The 353-nt window shown below is 67.7% G+C and carries 1 pseudogene; it reads right to left on the bottom strand.

Annotated elements, in window-relative coordinates:
- Positions 1-36: 36 nt before the first annotated feature.
- Positions 37-353 (bottom strand): annotated as a pseudogene (locus tag FNJ47_RS46815) (ABC transporter ATP-binding protein); the annotation flags it as partial.

Genomic DNA, 353 nt, shown 5'->3' with positions numbered 1-353 from the left:
CCGCCGCGTCGCGCCAGCGGGGGTCGGACAGGAAACTCATCCCGCGCTTGCTCCCGCCAGCACGGCGTTCAGCCGCTCGGCCTGCCGCTTGGGCGTGCTCAACAGCTCCGCCACATAGGGCTCGTTGTTGTTTGACAGCTCGGCCGGCTGGCCTTGCGCCACAACCCGTCCAGCCCGCATCACCGCGATGCGATCGGCAAGCAGCAAGGCCGCCGTCATGTCGTGAGTGACCATTACCGTGGTCAAGGCGAGCCTGCGATGCAGGGCGCGATACTCATCGCCGAGGGTGTCGCGGGTCAGCGGATCGAGCGCGCCGAAGGGTTCGTCCATCAGCATGATACGAGGACGGGCGG

Origin of the sequence: Bradyrhizobium uaiense (genome assembly GCF_010811875.1) — a bacterium.
Classification (GTDB): domain Bacteria; phylum Pseudomonadota; class Alphaproteobacteria; order Rhizobiales; family Xanthobacteraceae; genus Bradyrhizobium; species Bradyrhizobium uaiense.
The sequence above is the reverse complement of the archived record's forward strand: the minus strand, read 5'-3'. Positions and strand labels throughout refer to the sequence as shown.